The sequence below is a fragment of the Trichococcus sp. TS_SC_9 genome, from assembly GCF_056156325.1.
Window position 1 is genome coordinate 2136549 of sequence record NZ_CM149591.1, and the last position, 18492, is coordinate 2155040.

Annotated in this window: 17 protein-coding genes and 1 pseudogene; all 18 read left to right on the forward strand. The window is 43.0% G+C overall.

Features of this window, described 5'->3' with window-relative positions; genetic code table 11:
* Positions 1-11 precede the first annotated feature (11 nt).
* The 18 genes and pseudogenes from AC0J5I_RS10255 (at position 12) to AC0J5I_RS10340 (ending at position 18231) form a co-directional block, all read left to right on the forward strand.
* Positions 12-467, forward strand: a complete 456-nt coding sequence (locus tag AC0J5I_RS10255) for a very short patch repair endonuclease (RefSeq protein ID WP_475299717.1) — start codon at positions 12-14, stop codon at positions 465-467.
* A gap of 154 nt (positions 468-621) precedes the next feature.
* Complete coding sequence (locus AC0J5I_RS10260; protein WP_475299718.1) at positions 622-2388, forward strand: DUF2075 domain-containing protein; 1767 nt, start codon at positions 622-624, stop codon at positions 2386-2388.
* A gap of 5 nt (positions 2389-2393) precedes the next feature.
* A pseudogene (locus AC0J5I_RS10265) lies at positions 2394-2723 on the forward strand (nucleotide pyrophosphohydrolase).
* A gap of 159 nt (positions 2724-2882) precedes the next feature.
* Complete coding sequence (locus AC0J5I_RS10270) at positions 2883-4712, forward strand: McrB family protein (RefSeq protein ID WP_475299719.1); 1830 nt, start codon at positions 2883-2885, stop codon at positions 4710-4712.
* Positions 4709-6013 (forward strand): McrC family protein, encoded by a 1305-nt coding sequence (locus tag AC0J5I_RS10275; RefSeq protein ID WP_475299720.1) that lies wholly within the window; start codon positions 4709-4711, stop codon positions 6011-6013. The genes AC0J5I_RS10270 and AC0J5I_RS10275 overlap by 4 nt, the downstream gene beginning before the upstream one ends.
* A 525-nt stretch (positions 6014-6538) precedes the next feature.
* Positions 6539-7885 (forward strand): RNA-dependent RNA polymerase family protein, encoded by a 1347-nt coding sequence (locus AC0J5I_RS10280; protein WP_475299721.1) that lies wholly within the window; start codon positions 6539-6541, stop codon positions 7883-7885.
* A 102-nt stretch (positions 7886-7987) separates the two neighbouring features.
* Positions 7988-8314, forward strand: coding sequence for a nucleotide pyrophosphohydrolase (locus tag AC0J5I_RS10285; RefSeq protein ID WP_475299722.1), 327 nt, complete (start codon positions 7988-7990; stop codon positions 8312-8314).
* Positions 8315-8348: 34 nt separating this feature from the next.
* Positions 8349-8675, forward strand: a complete 327-nt coding sequence (locus AC0J5I_RS10290; protein ID WP_475299723.1) for a MazG-like protein — start codon at positions 8349-8351, stop codon at positions 8673-8675.
* 235 nt (positions 8676-8910) lie between these two features.
* Entirely contained in the window at positions 8911-9459 is a 549-nt protein-coding gene (locus tag AC0J5I_RS10295) for a biotin transporter BioY (protein ID WP_475299724.1), read from the forward strand.
* A gap of 21 nt (positions 9460-9480) precedes the next feature.
* The gene (locus AC0J5I_RS10300; protein WP_475299725.1) at positions 9481-10878 is read left to right on the forward strand and encodes a class I adenylate-forming enzyme family protein; all 1398 of its coding nucleotides are present in this window, start codon (positions 9481-9483) and stop codon (positions 10876-10878) included.
* The gene (locus AC0J5I_RS10305) at positions 10868-12052 is read left to right on the forward strand and encodes a thiolase family protein (protein ID WP_475299726.1); all 1185 of its coding nucleotides are present in this window, start codon (positions 10868-10870) and stop codon (positions 12050-12052) included. The genes AC0J5I_RS10300 and AC0J5I_RS10305 overlap by 11 nt, the downstream gene beginning before the upstream one ends.
* Positions 12039-12386 carry a hypothetical protein gene (locus AC0J5I_RS10310; RefSeq protein WP_475299727.1) on the forward strand — a complete coding sequence of 116 codons (348 nt, stop codon included), beginning with the start codon at positions 12039-12041 and terminating at the stop codon, positions 12384-12386. Before AC0J5I_RS10305 ends, AC0J5I_RS10310 begins: the two co-directional genes overlap by 14 nt.
* Entirely contained in the window at positions 12383-12685 is a 303-nt protein-coding gene (locus AC0J5I_RS10315; RefSeq protein ID WP_475299728.1) for a hotdog family protein, read from the forward strand. The genes AC0J5I_RS10310 and AC0J5I_RS10315 overlap by 4 nt, the downstream gene beginning before the upstream one ends.
* Positions 12672-13454, forward strand: coding sequence for an SDR family NAD(P)-dependent oxidoreductase (locus AC0J5I_RS10320; protein WP_475299729.1), 783 nt, complete (start codon positions 12672-12674; stop codon positions 13452-13454). The genes AC0J5I_RS10315 and AC0J5I_RS10320 overlap by 14 nt, the downstream gene beginning before the upstream one ends.
* Before the next feature lie 109 nt (positions 13455-13563).
* Positions 13564-14499 carry a nitronate monooxygenase gene (locus AC0J5I_RS10325; RefSeq protein WP_475299730.1) on the forward strand — a complete coding sequence of 312 codons (936 nt, stop codon included), beginning with the start codon at positions 13564-13566 and terminating at the stop codon, positions 14497-14499.
* Between the two features lie 171 nt (positions 14500-14670).
* Positions 14671-15570 carry a LysR family transcriptional regulator gene (locus AC0J5I_RS10330; RefSeq protein WP_475299731.1) on the forward strand — a complete coding sequence of 300 codons (900 nt, stop codon included), beginning with the start codon at positions 14671-14673 and terminating at the stop codon, positions 15568-15570.
* Positions 15571-15663: 93 nt separating this feature from the next.
* Positions 15664-16629, forward strand: a complete 966-nt coding sequence (locus tag AC0J5I_RS10335) for an aldo/keto reductase (protein WP_475299732.1) — start codon at positions 15664-15666, stop codon at positions 16627-16629.
* Positions 16630-17127: 498 nt separating this feature from the next.
* Positions 17128-18231, forward strand: coding sequence for a helix-turn-helix domain-containing protein (locus tag AC0J5I_RS10340; protein WP_475299733.1), 1104 nt, complete (start codon positions 17128-17130; stop codon positions 18229-18231).
* Positions 18232-18492 lie beyond the last annotated feature (261 nt).

The following is an 18492-nucleotide window of genomic DNA, read 5'->3' on the forward strand; positions in this document are numbered from 1 at the left end:
AAGGTGATTGAATGGATAATTTGACAAAAGAACAACGTCAAAAAAATATGAGCAATATTCACTCATCGGATACCAAAATTGAATTGATTTTTAGAAAGGCACTTTGGAATAAAGGTTATCGATACAGGAAAAATTATAAAAAACTCCCAGGGGCCCCAGATATCGTGCTTACAAAATTTAAAATTGCTATATTCTGTGATAGTGAATTTTTTCATGGTAAGGATTGGGAATCCCTTAAACCAAGGTTAGAAAAAAGCAAAAATAGTAAATATTGGGTCAATAAAATTTCTAAGAATCGGGAACGTGACAATGAAATTAATGAGCAACTTAGATTTCTCGGTTGGACAGTAATCCGATTTTGGGGAAATGACATAAGAAGAAATCCTGATGAATGTGTACAAGTTGTTGAAAAAATGATTCACGATCAAAGGGTACATGATAATGTTCATGGTAACAGTATTCAATGATTGCTGATTCGAAATGTCTTTTTTAGGAATCCGAAAATTCAAGAATTGTGTTTTAAGACTTGGACAAAGGTGTGTACTGTATTAAGTTATTAGAAATAATTTCATCGAAATTGTAGAATATTTGTTATAGCAGAACTTTCAAGGAGGTGCTGGTATGGGAGACATTTCCGCCCCGATAATTTATGAGCTGGATTACAGCAGCGAGGGCATGAAGGATTTTGATTCAAAAGTCCAAGAAAATATCGGTAAGGATGCGAAGTACCTTTTGCATTATCCGACAGTGTATATCGTCAATGACAAGAATAAAGAGAAACAGTTCTCGGTTTATATCGGGGAAACGTCCGACATTAAGAAAAGGACCATGCAGCATCTGACGGTCGATCCAAAATCGAGGAGCGATTGGGAGAACCTGGCTATTTCGGATTCATCGAAAATGTATGTGATCGGGCATGATCATTTCAATAAATCACTTACGTTGGATATCGAAAACAAGCTGATGCTGTACATGTCCAGCATTGAAAATGTTGATGCGGTCTATAACCGTCGGACCAACCAGCAGAACGATTATTTTACATCCCATGAGCTGGACAATATCTTCTCCAAGATCTGGAGAGGGTTGCAGAAGAAAAATAAGGAGCTTTTTCCGGTTGAACAGATCATCCGGGATTCCGCTATTTTCAAGGCTTCTCCGTTTCATAAACTGACGGATGAGCAGGTCCGCACGAAGGACTTTATCACTTTGCGCATCATGCAAGCTTTGACGACAGGTAAAACGGGCCAGCTGATTCTTGTAACCGGCGAAGCGGGATCCGGGAAGACTGTTCTGATGAGCAGTCTGTTTTATGAATTGAACCAATTATCCAAGGAGGATCCGGAAAATCTGATCTTCAAGGATACAAAGAATTTCCTCTTGGTGAACCATGAGCAGCAGCTCAAAGTGTATCAGCAAATCGCAGCCAAATTGGGCATCTACAGCAAAAAGCAGCCAGACCTCGTTTCTAAACCGACTCCGTTCATCAATAATCACGGGCCTGAGGATAAAGTGGATGTCGTGATTGTTGATGAGGCGCATTTGCTGTGGACGCAGGGGAAACAGTCCTATCGAGGAAAGAACCAACTGCAGGATTTGTTGGAACGCGCCAAGGTGGTTGTGGCGATTTTCGACCAAAATCAGGTACTTTCGACACAGCAGTATTGGGAATACGAGGAACTGATGAGCCTCCAGCACGAGGCCCAGCTCAATTGCAATCTGATGTATCTGTCGAATCAGATGCGCATCAATTCCGACAAAGCGACGGTGGACTGGATCCGTTCCCTGATCGATGAACAGGAAGTCGGGAAAATCCCTGCCGATTCAAAAAACTACGATATCCAGATTTTCGATAGCCCGGAAGAACTGCATGCAGCCATCAAAGCAAAGGCGGAGAGCCAGGATTCGGGCATTTCCAGGCTGACCGCAACCTTCGATTGGGATTACGTAGACAAGCGCAAACCTGAAGGTGAGGATTATTGGTACGTCCGGGTAGGTGAATGGAAATTGCCGTGGAATCTGCAGCTGCCTGTCGCTTCGAAAAAGCAATCGATCAAAAACAAGCACCTTTCGTGGGCCGAGCAGGAGCAGACGGTCGACGAAGTCGGCTCCACCTTCACGGTCCAAGGTTTCGACCTGAATTATGCCGGAGTCATCATCGGACCGTCCGTGAAATACCGGAACGGGAAGGTCATCTTTGACCGGCAGGAGAGCAAAAACAAGAAGGCCACCCAAAAGAGAAGCCTGAAGGACGGCAGCAAGGAATATTTCTCCGATACGTTGCTGAAGAACGAACTGAACGTATTGCTGACTCGGGGCGTTAACGGCTTGTACCTCTATGCGGTGGATGAAGAACTGCAGCAAGCACTAATGGATGCCAGAAAGGGATGACACAAATGAACTCAATGGATAAAATCAACAAATTCCGCGATGAGCGCGACTGGCGCCAATTCCATAACGAGAAAGACCTCTCCATCTCGATTTCGTTGGAGGCAGCTGAATTGCTGGAGCTGTTCCAATGGAAATCCCCTGAGGAAGTCAGAGAGACCAGCATAGAACGCATCAAGGAGGAACTTGCCGATGTGCTGATCTATTCCCACATGTTGGCGAGCAACCTCAATTTGGACATCGATTAGATCATTGAGGCGAAGCTGGAGATGAACAACATCAAGTATCCGGTTGATAAAAGTAGAGGGAATAAAGAGAAGTATACGGAGCTGCAATGATAATAAATAAGATTAATAGGATTAGAAATTATGGTTTCGATCACAAGAAAAATCTATTATTAATCCAAAAAACAGTGGAGTTTCTATGCGGTCAAGTTGAGGTCATATTAAATTTCCCTTCAATTATAAAAATTTAGAATATGGAAGAGGCTCTCAAATATGGAACTAATCCTAAAAAAGAATAAACAATTATTGGCAAATTATGAAGACTTAAAAAATAGGGAATTATTGAAATTTGTCATTAACGGCAATGAATATTCGGACGAAAATACCAAACGATTTTCTTGGAAGCGCATATTGGACGAGACAGCGCTTCTTTATTGGACTGAGGAGGTAATTCCTTCTGTTATAACCGCTAATGATGTTTATCCAAATGTATCAGAAGTAAAACAAGATAGTGATATAAAAAATGCGATCGGTTTTTATCAGAGCCGCGAGGATGTTAATAGTGAGATAAGAAGAAGACACGCTTCTCCCCGTACAGGTATTAAAATGGTCGAAAAGTATGGAGAATCTGTTTATTACGGTAGCTTTTCAGGCATTGATGCGGTTATGCTGACACAAGGATTATTGAATAAGTTCGGTAGCGAAGATGATGAAATAAGAATTGAATATTCTGATAAGCAAAAAACAAAAGTCAGGAAGAAACATTCCAAAGACCATCCGCCAAAAGTGGAATCTAAACTAGAAGAAATTGAAAAAATCGGTCTAAATACGATACTATACGGCCCTCCGGGAACCGGAAAAACATACCGCGTCAACGAATATAATGAAACCTTACTCTCAGAACAAACATTGACTGATCAGCAGTATAATTTTGAAGGCTTATCCTGGAAAGACGCCATATACCTAGCCTACAAAGAAAGAAATTCCAAAGCATTGACTGTCAAAGATATTAAGAACACTGAAGTAGTTCGAGCATACTCCAAAAATAAAAAAAGTAAATCAATTGTTGGAACGCTCAGGTCGACTATCATTGAGAATGCAACTAAGGAATCAATCACAAGCAATTATTGCAAAGGAACAGATCTTTTTGAGAAAATTGATGATAAATGGGCATTGACTGAGGTTGGATGCATGGAAGCGGAGGAAATATATTCAATCGCAATGGAAACAGGACAAGCAAAGGATTATTATTATCAGTTTGTGACCTTCCATCAATCGTATAGTTATGAAGATTTCATTGAAGGAATCCGTGCAGAAACAGTTGACGGGAACATCCAATATGAGGTAAAAAAGGGTGTATTTCGTGCCTTCTGCGAAAGAGCGGAAGAGGATTTGGAAAATGGGACAGGCAATAATTTCCTGTTTGTGATTGATGAAATCAACCGCGGCAATATCAGCAAAATTTTCGGAGAATTGATCACCTTGATCGAACCCGAGAAACGGATTGGTGCAACTGAAGAAATAAGGGTAACATTACCTTATTCGGGTGATCAGTTCGGGATTCCGATGAATGTATATATTTTAGGGACCATGAATACGGCAGACCGATCGATTGCGATGATGGATACTGCTTTACGTCGCCGCTTTGAGTTTGTTGAAATGATGCCTGAAAGCGACTTGATCCGTAATAAAGTAGGAAAATCAGGGGAAATCGGTGAGTATAATTTGGCTGATATTTTGGATGCATTAAATGAACGGATTGCATACCTTTATGACCGAGAGCATACGTTGGGGCACGCTTTCTTCATGAACAACAATACACTCGCTGATGTGAAAAGGACCTTTGAAAATAAGATCATTCCATTGCTTCAAGAATATTTTTACGATGATTTTCGAAAAATTAGAGCAATACTAAATGACAAGAATGGCATTTACATTACTGAGAAGGAAACGTCAGTGCATAGATTGTTCGATAAAAATCTATCTGAGGGCTTCTTCAGTGATAATGAAAATCGTTACGTTCTGAAAACTATGGCAAGTGATGTAGAGTTTAAAAAGTTCATGTCAGGAGTCCTGATCGATAAAGAAGCAGATGAATCATGAAGAACAGAGTAGTTACGATCACTGAATTTGGCCGCCTGTATGCAGACACTATCTATGAAGGTGTAAAGGTGACAAAAAAAGATATCGAAGAGCTGAAGGCTTTCATTGATGAGGGCAACACAGTTTATGACGACGGGGCTGATTCCTCAATCGATAATTTTCTCAGACCTATCCGTTTAGGTGTACAAGCGAATAATTATGTCGGTGTCCTGCAAACGAAATCGGGCTTGACGATTGAAATTCTACCCAAGATCCATGGGAAGAATGAGGCTAGCAAAAAGGATAACGATGTCCGGAAGCTTTTTTTGAAGATGTTGGGTGCAGTCAAAAATATTGACGGCAGAACATTTTCCATGGCACATCTGGACACAGCTAATACCAACCTTTTTGAGGTATTTATCCGGATGTTTTTGGGCGAAGTAGATAGCATCATCAAGCAAGGTCTGAAGTCTGCTTACTTAGGTTTGGAAGAGAACGAGGCTTTCTTAAAAGGGAAATTGCTGATGAAGCAGCAGATACAACATAACCTGGTAAACAAAGCGCGCTTTTACAATAATCACGATGAATTTATGATTAACTGCCTGGAAAATCGATTGATCCGTACAGCGTTGGAATATCTACTCCATATTTCGTCAGATTTCAATAATCAGCGTCTGATCCGGGAGCAGCTCATTCACTTCAATCAAGTAACGATTCTACATAACGTTGAACAAGGTTTTCAGCGAATCAAACTTGGCAGAAACTTTCAATACTACACTCATGCTTTACAATGGTGTGAAATTATCTTAGCAAAACAATCCTTTACTTCTTTTAAAGGAAATACAATGGCTTTTGCTGTACTGTTTCCTATGGACAAAATTTTTGAAGCCTACGTGTCTGAGTTGGTAAGCAAAACGTTGAGTGACTATAATGTTTCGCTTCAGGATAGGGGAATTTGGTTATTTGATGAGCATGGGAAACAGAGTAGCTCCTATCGTTTGCGACCTGATATCGTTATTCGATCAGATGAAACAACTGTGATTGCAGATACGAAATGGAAAGTACTAAAGGCAGACGGTCCAGCCCAAGCAGACTTGTATCAGATGTATGCGTATCATACAAGGTACAGCCATAAAGGGGAGAAGGTTCAAAAGGTAATTTTGATTTATCCGTACAGTAAAGAATTTCTGCCGACTGAATTTCATAGTTTAACGGAAATTTCTACTTCTAATGGTGTGCAGATTGATGTGCGGTATCTTGATCTGTACGGGGATGTTGAGGAACAAATTCAGGATTTGTTTATTAAAGAACTTACTGATTAGAGAACTAATTAATCAAAGTACCTGTTTTTTTAGTATGAAACTGGCGTTCAGGAAAGTGTATTTAGATGATATGATATCGAGATATAAAAACAATATGTAAATTTGTGGGTTAAAACAGTTGCATCAAAATAAAAAGAAATATAATGATGTTTTATAAAAAAAGTGATATAATAAGTAAGCCTACTAGTACCATGTTAGTAGAATTATATGTTTGTAGCAGTCAAGTAGTAACTCACTGAACAGCTCAGTAAAGTTCTGCTTTGAGTTAATTTCAAGGAATATTAATATTAATAATCCTCGAATTAACAAGATTGTGACGCAGGTTGACGTAGGTAGAGTTATATTCATTTGACTTTGACCTCCTAAGATCTCCTCAATAACATTATAAATGATTAGTTGAATCACTCTGGTGAGCTACAGGTAAAAAAGGGTCAATACTGTAGTTCTATGACTCAATGCTGCAGAAGGAATATTTGCCAGAAACCAGATCTGCAATTCCTTCCGCTCCAAAAAAAGAGGTGTAATATGTTAGATTCTACAAAATACAGATCGAAACGTTATCTACACTTTGATCATAGAGTTAAAATTGAAAAGGTTGAAAGCTATGTAACAGATCCAAAAAGGATTGCGGTGCATAGCTTTTTACCATTTATTCACTATGTTACTTCATTCGATAAAAATATTGGATGTAAAAATTCTGAAATGAACAATCGCCCAATAAAAACAAAAAATAGGGACATTATGTATGCCGGGCATCTTGATAATTATATTTATAAATATTATGCAGAGACCTTAAATGATAAATATAATGAATGGGTCCTCGTTCATGAAGTGGATGAATGTTCAACTGCCTATCGGAACAATATAAAGAGAAAATCAAATATTGATTTTGCGGCTGAAATCATCAATAGAATTTCTTATTTAGAAGAAGCCTATATTCTGGTTGGAGATTTTACTAACTTTTTTGATAAAATTGACCATAAAATAATGAAAAAGAATCTACTTAAGATACTTCAAAAACAAAAGCTGAGTAGGGATTGGTTTAACGTATATAAATCTGTAACTAAGTACGGGTATTATGAAAAAGACTCATTAGTCAAAATATTTGGCACTGATAAAGAGATAAGAAATGACAAAAAAGCAAGTTATTTTCCTCAAATGAAAGATTTTCGAAATTTTCAGAGAATTCACTCAATCAGCAAAAATGAACATAAATATGGGATTCCACAGGGTACTGCTATCAGTGCTGTGTTTGCAAATGTCTATTCGATTGGATTTGATGTTTGTATGAAAAATTTGGCAGATCAACACTTGGGAATGTATCGAAGATATTCCGATGATTTTATATTAGTCATTCCAAAAAAACAAATCAGCGGTGTAGTCTCTCTAACTCAAATTGAAGCAATTGAAAAAAGAGTTAGAGCCTTAGCCGAGGAAAATAAAATTGAGATACAAGAGACTAAGACTGGGTTATTTGAGTACAGTGACAATAGGATAACCAATATAAAAGAGAAAAAAGCTTCTCATATTGATTATTTGGGTTTTGTATTCGACGGAAAAAAAGTTCAAATGCGAGGGAAAAGTCCATATAAATTTTATCGCAAGGCATATAAGCTGATAGATAGCTCTAAAAAGGTGAGGGCAAGAAAAAACCTACAAGAATTACCTTATCGAAAAATGATATATAGTTTATACACTGATCTTGGTATAAATAGAGGAGATTTTGGGAATTTTATAGCTTATGCCCAAAGAGCGCAAAATACTTTTGATCAATTATCTCCAAATACTGAAAATTTAATGATGCGAAAAATAAAGAATAGGAAAAAGAAACTTGAAAAAAGACTTGGAATTAAGATTCATACTCAAGTCTAAACATCTTTGTCCATTAAGGAATATACAACAAGGGCATCACTCAATAGAAAATCTTGAAGGTCAGCAACAAGCACTAGTGGATGTCAGAAAGGGATGATACACATGAACACAATGGACAAAATCAATCAATTCCGCGATGACCGGGACTGGCGCCAATTCCATAACGAGAAAGATCTTGCCATCTCGATTTCGTTGGAGGCCGCTGAACTGCTGGAGCTTTTCCAATGGAAATCTCCCGAGGAAGTCAGGGATACCAGCATTGAAAGGATTAAAGAGGAACTTGCCGATGTGCTGATCTATTCCCACATGCTGGCAAGCAACCTCAATTTGGACATCGATGAGATCATCGAGGCAAAGCTTGAGAAGAACAACATCAAGTATCCGGTGGACAAAAGCAAAGGGAACAAAGGGAAGTATACGGAGCTGTGACAGCAGCGCGAATCATGAAGATAAGAGGTACTAAATGGACAACCTAACAATCAAACAAGCAGCAGAAAGATCAAAAAAAATCCGCGACCATTACCGCGCATTGGAAATGAAGCACCACGGCAGCGAATGGTCCGTGGAAGAGGATGCGCTGGCGTTTTTGACTGATGCGGGGCTTGTGGGTCGTTTGACCATGGCGAAGCAAGGACGTTGGCCGGCAGGCGAGTCGAATGAAGCCGGTTTGGAGCACAAAATCGGCGAAAGCATCTGGTGGCTGATGGTGCTGGCCGACCGGATGGGCATCGACAGCGAAGAAGCACTGGATAATTTCCTGAGCACAACAGAGAAGAGATTTGGCCTCTAGAGGCAATCATTTTTTGCGTGCATGAATATTTGAATAGGGACTCAAAAACAGCAGCATGGAAACCACGACGATGGTTCCCGTGCTGCTGTTTTTGGTGTGTTCTTTTTTTGATGCATGCAAGATTCGTTAAAAAAAGGCGTTGCGGGATAAATAGAAATGGGTTATCATGTTGTTTGTAAACCATAATTATATTAAGGGTAACAATCAAAATGATGGATACAGGAGGGGTATAGTGATGAAGACAAAAGTTTTGACTAGGGTAACAATGATGGTGGCTTTGATGATTGTGTCGGGGGTATTGACGATTCCGCTTCCCGGTCTGCCGGTTCCGATCGTTCTGCAAAATATGATGATGATGCTCGCGGGCGGGCTGCTCGGCAAGAAATACGGCCCTCTGGCTGTAAGTATTTTTCTGCTGATGGTAGCGGTAGGTTTTCCGGTCTTATCAGGCGGACGGGGCGGCATTGCCATATTCGCCAGCGCAAGCGGCGGCTTTTTGCTTGGATACGTATTAGCACCGCTTGTGATCGGTTACTTACTTGAAAAAAATTGGGAAAACCTTACTTTTGCCAAAGCCGTGCTCATTTTTATCGTCGGTGGGACCTTGCTGGTTGATTTCTGCGGCAGTTTTTCGATGGCTTATTACATGGGCAATTCTTGGTTAAACGGATTGAAGATGACGTTGGCCTTTGTTCCTCTGGATACGGTAAAAGCAATTTTAGCTGCTTGGATCACCTTGCGCCTCAAGAAACGCTACAGTCTGATTTCGTTAAAGTTAGCATAAATAAATTAGGCGGGTGCGACGATGAAGCGTATAGATGATTGGCATGCAAAAAATGCTATGCAGACAGCGATAAGTGATGGGCAAGAATCGCTGTCCTACCAGCAATTGGAGGAGCGCGTTCAGGAACGGGCGAAGGTTTTAGCAGCGATTCCTCAAAAGGTTATCCTAGCCCCGATGTCAAATGCGATCGATCAGCTGATTAATTTCTTGGCATTGATCAGGGCGGACAAAGTGGCAGTGCCTGTTAATGCATGCCTTTCCGGGCAGGGGCTGCAGGACATATTGTCTCAGTTCGAGGCTCCGTTGCTGCTGACGGATATCCGTACCATTTCCCAAAAAGCTGCTTGCCCGTTTGAGTCTTATGAATATGCGTCAGCGAGTGATTTGGCCTTTATCGGCTTTACCTCAGGGACGACGGGGCAGCCGAAGGGTTACCGCAGAACCCATCAATCCTGGGTCAAGAGTTTTGAGGGGACCAATGAATTGATTCGCCAGTCCTGTAATCAATGCGCCACGGTTTTTGGCTCGATGCACTATTCGTTGAGCCTGTACACGCTGATGCAGACGCTCTATTTTGGGCAGACCTTCATCCTGAATCAGTATTTTTCCACAAAACGCCTGATCGGCCTGGTCAAGCAAACGGAGGCGTTGACCTGTTACCTTGTGCCGACCATGATCCACGCGCTCGTTTCCAAGCTGGAGGCTCAAACCGAGGTGTTGACGGAAAACTATACGATCATTTCATCAGGAGCAAAGCTGAATGTGGACATCCGCAGGAAGCTGTACCGCTATTGCCCAAATGTGCTGTTATATGAATTCTACGGGTCATCGGAAACAAGTTACATCTCGATGGAAACCGTGCAGGGCATCCCTGCAGATGATAGTGTCGGCCAACTGTTCCCCGGCGTTGAGATAGTCATTGATCAGCCCAATGCTGAAGGCGTTGGCGAAATACAGGTCCGCAGTCCCCTGAATTTTGCGGGTTACCACCGCAAAGGCGAGGATCGCGTAGCTACTGTCGCATGCGTTTCGACCGGTGATCTGGGCAAATTGGCAGGGAACACGCTCGAATACTATGGCCGAAAGGATGATTGCATCAATCGCGGCGGGGAGAAATTCTACCCGCTGGAATTTGAGCGTCATCTATTACCGCTGGCGGCTGTTGCTGAAATAGTCGTCCTTGGGATTCCGGATGCGCATTACAATGAAAAAATCGGAGCTGTCATTGTTTGGTCCGACCAAAATCAAGTGATGAGCTTGACCGAATTCAATGCTTATTTATCATCCCGGATGTCCCGGCCCGCAAAAATCGATCATCTTTTCGCTGTCGAAGAGATACCGAAACAAAGCAACGGCAAAATATCCAGGAAACAACTATTGCATGATTTAGCAAAGGAGCGCGAGCCAAGTGTCATCTAAGGTATATATTGTGGAGGCTGCACGTTTGCCCATCGGAAAGTACGGTGGGATGTACAGCGATGTCGGTCCGGAAGAGCTGGGCGGATTTTTGATGAAAACAATGCTGGCCAAACATCCGGGATTGAACGGGCACATTGATGAAGTCATTGTCGGGAATGTAATCGGCGGGGGCGGCAATGTCGCCAGACGCGTCGCCTTAAAAGCGGGTTTGCCGGTTGAGACGCCTGCGGTCACGGTTGACCGGCAATGCGCATCCGGTCTTGAAGCCATCGCAATCGGACACATGAAAATAATGTCCGGCTTCGGTGAAGTCATGATTTGCGGTGGCGTGGAAAGCAGCAGCCGCGCACCGTGGCAGATTGAGCGTCCTAAATCCCTGTACGGCATGCAAGCGCCGCGCATCTTGAACCGCCAACCGTTGTCCACCAGCGAATATGGCGATCCGGATATGGGCGCAGCAGCCGAGGAACTCGCCGACAAGTATGGCATCTCCCGCCAGCAGCAAGATGAATTCGCGCTTCAGAGTCAACTGAAGTATCAGGCCGCCAAACAGGCTGGCGTCTTTGATTCGGAGATTACACCTTTTCGGGTCAATGACGAGCTCCTTCTGAGCGAGGATGAGTGCCCAAGAAGCCGCAGCAACATGGAAAGCCTGAATCGGTTGAAGCCGGTCTTTAAGGCAGACGGCACCATAACGGCCGGGAATTGTTGTCCTGTCAATGATGGGGCAAGCTTTACGATTCTGGCATCGGAACGCGCCTGCCGGCTTTATCATTTGACGCCGATTGCGCAATTGGTCGATGCGGTTGCGGTAGGGGTTGATCCCAATGACTCTGGGTTAGGTCCCGTTCCTGCGGTTGAAAAGCTTTTGGCACGCCAGAGCTTAACGCTCGAGGACATTGATGTGATTGAGCTGAATGAAGCTTTTGCGGTGCAGGCATTGGCTTGCATCAAGCTGGGCAAATTTCCGATCGAAAAAATCAACCCTTCCGGCGGTGCGACTGCGTTCGGTCATCCGTATGGTGCGACAGGGGCTATCCTGGTGACCAGGCTGCTGACCGAATTGAACAGGAATGAAAAGAATCGATTGGGCATCGTCACGATGTGCGTAGGCGGAGGCCAAGGTGCGGCCATGCTCATCAGAAAGGCAGGACCAATTGATGGCGAACAGTAGAATCATGCGCTTTTCCGAAGCGGATATCCGCGCGTACAATCAGCTCGTCAATCCAGCTTTGGGCAGCAAAATAAGCCTCAGCTATTTGGCGACCTTATGGCAGGAATTCGACTTGCCTGAATTGGTCGACCAAACGCCGATACTGATGAAGCAAGCCTTCAGCAGTTGCCGCGAACCTGGCTTCGATCAAACGTATGCCATTTCATTGAGCCTTACCGATCAAGCGCCTTTTAAACCCGGGAAGGCTTGCTGGACGTACACGTTGGACATCAAGGAAGAAAACGAAGTGGTTGCGACATGCGCGACCACTTTGCTGGTGGAGGACCGAATATGACATCAGAAGCGAACATCTTGTTTTTCTCTCGAACGGAACTGCAGGCTTACAAAACAATTTCAAGGGATGCCAATCCGATCCATGACACAGGCTTGGTGTTCGGCATTTTGATAATGGCCAAAGTCGAGGCGATTTTATCAGCCCATTGGGATTATCAGGCCATCACCAAATATGAGTACAAGTTCCTGAGGCCTTTATTTGTGGGCGAACGTGCCCAAGTAAAATTTCTTCAGGAAGGTGAATTTGAGGTTTGGCGGGAGAATGAATGCATCGGGAAGGGTGTTTGTGTTGGCAGATAGAATCGTATTGATAACGGGCGGGACAAGAGGCATTGGTTTTGCCTTGGCAAAAGCTTTTTTGAGCGTGGGCGACCAAGTCGTCATCACTTCCAAGACGATGGAAAGCATCGAACAAGCGGAGGCGGATTCGGTCCAATACAAAGATCAGCTTTGGGCGAAGCGCTGTGATGTCCGCGACCGCAAGAACTTCCGAGAGCTGGTCCAGGACATTGTCCAGAAATTCGGCAGGATCGATATTCTGATCAACAATGCAGGCATTTGTGCCGACGGGCAATTTTACAAGATGAGCGAGGACAATTGGAATCAAGTCACGGACACCAACATCAACAGCTTGTACAACGTTACCCAACCGGTGGTGCAGCAGATGATGAAGCAGCCGGAACCCGGTTTTATCTATTCCATGACTTCAACCGCCGGCATGTTCGGCGTCTTTGGGCAAACGAATTACAGCGCCAGCAAAGCGGCTGTGATCGGATTCACCTATGCTTTGGCGGAAGAAGTCAAACGCTTTGACATCCAGGTCAATGCCATTTCGCCAGCCGCCAAAACCGACATGACGATTCCGGCCATCAAGCGGGTTGAGGAAGCTTGTGCCAGGAAGGGAGAACCTTTCCCTGATTATTGGCGGATTGGTTCGAGCGAGCAAGTTGCATCTCGGATAATCCAATTGATTGATTCGCCAAAGACGCCCACGGGAACTGTGTTCGGGATCAACGGCGATCAAGTCTGGAACTATCACCGGCCGGTCAGGTCCGAATATGTTATTTGAAGCATTGGTTATATATGGGAACCGGAGAGGGAATGCTATCCGGTTCTCTTTGCAGTGGCAGTAAAGGGTAGGTAGGGAAATGATGCAAAAAATGGAGGGGTTATGAATAATGACAACAGTGGCGCAACTATTAGGCATCGAATATCCCATTCTGCAGGGGGCAATGGCAAACATCTCAACGCATAAACTTGTGGGCCCCGTTTCGGAAGCAGGGGGCTTAGGCATCATCGCATCGTGCGGCATGTCCGCAGAACAGCTCCGCGAAGAAATACGTCTGACGCGCGCAATCACAAACAAACCGTTCGGAGTAAATCTGATGCTGCAGATGCCAAACTGTGATGAACTTGTGCAAGTCCTCGTCGAAGAAGGGGTTGCGGTTGTGACGACGGGAGCCGGTTCGCCAAAGAAATACATGCCGCTTTTCAAAGCAACGGGCATCAAGGTGATCCCTGTCATCGCCTCGGTCAAACATGCCATAAAAATGGAGGCGGCAGGGGCGGATGCAGTCATTGCCGAAGGACAGGAAGCCGGCGGGCACATCGGCCAGACAGCCTCCCTATCCTTGTTGCCGCAAGTTGTCGATGCCGTCGCTATCCCCGTTTTGGGGGCAGGCGGAGTCGGGGACGGCCGCTCGGTTGTCGCGATGTACGCCTTAGGTGCGCAAGGCATACAAGTCGGCACCTTATTCCTTTCCGCGGAAGAAAGCCCGATTTCGGGCAAGTACAAACAATTTCTGCTTGAGGCAAATGACACAGCGACAATCGTGACCGGCCGCAAAGCCAAAGAACCGGTGCGTTCACTCCGCAATCCGATGCTGGAGCAATATGCCGCCTTGGAAGCAGCGAACGCTTCCCATGAACAGTTGGAGAAACTGACGGTCGGATCACTGGCCCGGGCAGTCCATGATGGGGATATCGAGACGGGTTCCTGCATGGCCGGCGAAATCGCCGGGATGATCGCAAACATCCGTCCTGCCAAACAAATCATCCAGGAGCTGTTTGCCGAAGCTGAGGCTGTATTGGCAAAACTGAGAATTGCAAATTGAATTGGGACTGGATATCGACAAATAGAGCTGAAAGCCTCCCGTTAGAGGTTTTGGCTCTATTTTGTTTGGAACAATTTAATCCCTTATTTGTATGATTTTTTGGTAAGATAATAGCCAGAAGACTTCTCTCGCCGGTTATGCTGAGTGGAAATGTTTTGGAGGTAAAATCATATGTACAATCATCAATTGGATACATTTGTAAAAGTTGCCGATTCAGGCAGTTTCAATAAAGCATCCGAAGAACTATTTGTATCACCAAATGCTGTCATGAAGCAAATCAATCTTCTGGAAAACAATTTGGGATTTGACTTGTTTGTCAGAACTCCTCGAGGCGTCCAATTGACTCCGGCAGGTGAATCGATCTATCGGGATGCAAAATATATCATTCAGTACGCAAAAGATTCAATCGCCAGAGCGGAAAAAATGATGGCTGAGCCCAAACAAGTACTGAGGATCGGGACTTCATTGACGACGCCGGTCCAGTTTTTGGTAAGTCTATGGCCGCAAATCCTCCAACAGAATCCAAATTTGAAATTTGAACTGGTTTCGTTTGAGAACAATCCTGAGAACGCGCGGGAAATCATGAATCATTTCGGAAGAAATATTGATTTGGTTGTCGGCATATACAGCGGTAACCTCCTGGCCGAAAGGAATTGCGCGGCTTTGAAATTATATGATACACCCTTATGCGCAGCCGTCTCGTTCAATCATCGGTTGGCTTCAAAAAATGAAATCATGATCGAAGATTTATTTGATGAAACAGTCATGCTCGTTAGACAAGGCTACATGAGTGCTTTTGATCAAGTGAGGGCCGATTTATCGGAAAACTACCCAACTGTCAAAATTGAGGATTTCCCATTTTTCAATGTAGATGTATTCAATAAATGTGAAAACAACAATTCGGTCATGATCGTTGTGGATGAATGGAAAAATGTCCATCCCTTGCTGAAAATCATTCCGATTAAATGGAACCATAGCATTCCGATGGGCATCCTGCATTCAAACAATCCATCCAGTGATGTCAAAGAATTTTTGCAGATCATCAGCAAAATAGATACGAATCAGTTATAACCTTTGGGTTGCAACTTATGAGCCAAGAGAGACTTCTTAATAGTCTCTTTTTTACTATACTTAAGTTGTAATAGAACGAAGGGGGAAACGGAAATGAAAACAAGAGTATTGGGACAAGGATTGGAAGTATCGGCAATCGGGCTTGGCTGCATGGGGATGGATCATGCCTACGGTGCGCCGGCCGACAGGGAAGAAATGATCAAGTTGATCAGACGCGCAGTCGAATTGGGCTGCAATTTCTTCGATACCGCAGTTGTGTACGGTGAAGCGAATGAAGTGTTGTTGGGCAAAGCATTAGAAATCTTCAACAGGGAAGATGTGATCATCGCCACGAAGTTCGGTATCTACGGACAGAAAATGGTCGATGGCAAGCCTGAGAATCAGCTGAACAGCAAACCGGATTCGATCAGGGAACAATTGGAAGGGTCTTTGAAACGCTTGGGCGTTGATTACATCGACCTGTACTATCAACACCGTGTCGATCCCGAGGTTGAACCGGAAGTGGTTGCCGGGGTAATGAAGGAATTGATGGCTGAAGGGAAAATCAAACATTGGGGCTTATCCAATGCGCTTTTGGATTACTTAAGAAGAGCCCACGCTGTCTGTCCGGTAACCTGCATCGAGAACCAATATTCCATGGTCTTCAGAGAGCCGGAAAAGGAAATCTTTAAGGTATGCGAAGAATTGGGCATCGGTTTTGTCGCGTATTCACCACTCGGAAATGGTTTCCTGAGCGGGAAATATGATGTGAACACTAAATATTCTGAAGGGGACTTCCGAAACAAGATGGGCAGATTCAGCCCTGAAGTCATGCAAAAAAACCAAACGCTGTTGGACTTATTGAAAGAAATCGCTGACAGTAAGAACGCAACGAGTGCCCAAATCGTTTTGGCTTGGGAACTCGCACAAAAACCATGGATTGTCCCAATCCCCGGAACAACGAAAATGCACCGTTTGGAAGAAAATTTGGGCGGAGCCGATGTTGAGTTGAGCCCAGAGGAATTGAAGGACATCAACGCAGCCTTGGATGCTCTGGATATCGATGAAACGCATTTTTAGACCAGTTCTGTGTATTTCCGAATCATAATCAATCCTATTGCAATAAAAGAAGCAGACGTATAAAACAAAAACCCACTAGAAAACTGGACGCTCTTATTTTTGAGTGTCCAGTTTTTGGGTGGATTTTTTACGTTCGTTGAAATGTTCAAGATAAGGTATAATAAACGGGAAAATATGAGAATGTTCCTGTTATGCGATGTTTACTTTCGATACTGATATTCAGGATTAATTTACCCTACACTTATGCCATCCCAGGGTCGAGAAAGCGCAGCTTAAGAGGTAAGCTTACTGATAGCGATATGAAATTTTATGAAGTATTCAACCTTATAAATATATCTAAAATAATACAAATGAAAAAGATTGGAGGTTATCTATTTGAAGTGTCAATGGGAAAATGTTTTGTCCACGATCCACAAAATACACCATATCCGCACTACTGTCGTTGATCACAAGGATAGGATAACGTATACAGATCACAAAAATGCAGAGGAACAATTATTGAATGATGCTGCAATCAACACAATCGTCAGTCAATGCAGAAAGAAAAAACAACCTCAAGTCATCATCAACAATTATTTTCTGACAATTGCTGGTATCTATGTGGGAAAAACGAAAGAAGTTGTCCTTTTAGGGCATGTTTTTTTAGGCAGCAGGTCTGAGCAGTTCATTCAAACGGAGTTGATGAGAGCTTTTAATGATGAAGCTATCGTAAAAGAAAAAATGGGATATATTATGCCTTTAGTGACTACCAGCAAATCAAATTTCTTTTCGATCCTTGAATTTTTGAACTTTTATTTGAATGGGAAAAAAATCAACATTTCCCAAAAAGAAATGATCATTGCGGAAGTTTCTTTTTTTGACCCTGCTGAATTGAACAGCGTTAACAGAGAACGTATTTATGAAGAAAATGTTTATGATGAGATTGATGTGTACGAAGGCTTCCTTTATGAAAAAAGGATAATGGACAGTGTACGAACCGGTGATAAAGAAAAGTTGATCAGCATTTTAAAATATGAAACGAATGTCCAAGCAGGGGGCTTAAGCAGAAAAGAAGCCGTGCTCCGCCAAAGAAAGAATGAATTCATTTGTTTATGCACACTTGCTACCAGAGCTGCGATTCAGGGCGGTCTGAATGTAGAAAAAGCTTTTTCCTTAGGGGATTATTACATAAGAAAGATCGAAAGCATGGATCAAGCTAATCAAGTAGAAATGTTTGTCAATAAGATGCTGTTGGATTTTGCAATCAGAGTAAAAAACACCGTTGACATTAAAGGATATTCGCATGTCACGAATTTTTGCATGCAATACATCAATGATCATGTTCGTGATGCCATCGTAATCCAAGATATAGCTGATCAGATGGGAGTCAGTAAAAATCACCTGTTGTTGAAGTTTAAGGAAGAAACCGATGTGTCCATCGTTGATTATATAAAGAATGTAAAGGTTGCTGAGGCAAAAATATTATTGAAATACGGACACATGAATATTACTGAAGTAAGCGACCATCTTTCTTTTTCTTCACAGAGTTACTTTACCTCAGTATTTAAAAGTATCACAGGCTTCACTCCGAAGCAGTATAGAGAGAGAAATGAAGAGATCTAACAATTATTGCTGATATAAACTCCGGTTACTAGATTTTAGTGATCGGAGTTTTTAAATTATCCGGCTGATGATAATGGGTTATGGATTTTATTTCAGGGAACTGAATTTTACAGTTTCCGTGTTCCTGAGAATGACATTTTGATATAAAGGAATAGATTTTGATATCCTAGTCAGGGTAATTGATATAAAATGTAAGCAGTTGCAAGGGGATGGGCCTTCTCAATAACTATAGTTTGTGACTGGTCTACAGAGTATTTGGAG

Bases quoted from the DNA above. Each gene is read 5' to 3' on its own strand.
- AC0J5I_RS10295 (WP_475299724.1), top strand. From the start codon at position 8,911: ATGAAGACAAAAGTTTTGACTAGGGTAACAATGATGGTGGCTTTGATG.
- AC0J5I_RS10335 (WP_475299732.1), top strand. From the start codon at position 15,664: ATGAAAACAAGAGTATTGGGACAAGGATTGGAAGTATCGGCAATCGGG.
- AC0J5I_RS10260 (WP_475299718.1), top strand. From the start codon at position 622: ATGGGAGACATTTCCGCCCCGATAATTTATGAGCTGGATTACAGCAGC.
- AC0J5I_RS10315 (WP_475299728.1), top strand. From the start codon at position 12,383: ATGACATCAGAAGCGAACATCTTGTTTTTCTCTCGAACGGAACTGCAG.
- AC0J5I_RS10325 (WP_475299730.1), top strand. From the start codon at position 13,564: ATGACAACAGTGGCGCAACTATTAGGCATCGAATATCCCATTCTGCAG.
- AC0J5I_RS10255 (WP_475299717.1), top strand. From the start codon at position 12: ATGGATAATTTGACAAAAGAACAACGTCAAAAAAATATGAGCAATATT.
- AC0J5I_RS10285 (WP_475299722.1), top strand. From the start codon at position 7,988: ATGAACACAATGGACAAAATCAATCAATTCCGCGATGACCGGGACTGG.
- AC0J5I_RS10270 (WP_475299719.1), top strand. From the start codon at position 2,883: ATGGAACTAATCCTAAAAAAGAATAAACAATTATTGGCAAATTATGAA.
- AC0J5I_RS10330 (WP_475299731.1), top strand. From the start codon at position 14,671: ATGTACAATCATCAATTGGATACATTTGTAAAAGTTGCCGATTCAGGC.
- AC0J5I_RS10290 (WP_475299723.1), top strand. From the start codon at position 8,349: ATGGACAACCTAACAATCAAACAAGCAGCAGAAAGATCAAAAAAAATC.
- AC0J5I_RS10275 (WP_475299720.1), top strand. From the start codon at position 4,709: ATGAAGAACAGAGTAGTTACGATCACTGAATTTGGCCGCCTGTATGCA.
- AC0J5I_RS10300 (WP_475299725.1), top strand. From the start codon at position 9,481: ATGAAGCGTATAGATGATTGGCATGCAAAAAATGCTATGCAGACAGCG.
- AC0J5I_RS10310 (WP_475299727.1), top strand. From the start codon at position 12,039: ATGGCGAACAGTAGAATCATGCGCTTTTCCGAAGCGGATATCCGCGCG.
- AC0J5I_RS10280 (WP_475299721.1), top strand. From the start codon at position 6,539: ATGTTAGATTCTACAAAATACAGATCGAAACGTTATCTACACTTTGAT.